1 pseudogene is annotated in these 262 nt (G+C 24.0%); it reads left to right on the top strand.

The window, feature by feature from the left end:
- Window positions 1-75 precede the first annotated feature (75 nt).
- Window positions 76-262: pseudogene (locus FUA24_RS17275) on the top strand (toxin-antitoxin system YwqK family antitoxin); the annotation flags it as partial.

Below are 262 nucleotides of genomic sequence, written 5' to 3'. Positions count from 1 at the left end.
TTATTTATCGTTTAATTATTTATTGTGTCTCTTTTATAATTTGAAGTAGAAACTAAAAAAACAATTTTTTAAATTATGAAATTAAACAGCATTTTAACTGTTGTGCTATTAACAACAATTACAACATTATCAGCCCAAACTATTAATAAGTTTGATGATAATGGTAAGCGTCATGGTATTTGGAAAAAGAATTTTGAAGGCACTAAAGTGTTAAGATATCAAGGTAAATTTAAACACGGTAAAGAAATTGATACATTTCAAT

The sequence above is a fragment of the Seonamhaeicola marinus genome (genome assembly GCF_008085455.1).
This window is presented reverse-complemented; position numbering and strand designations above follow the sequence as displayed.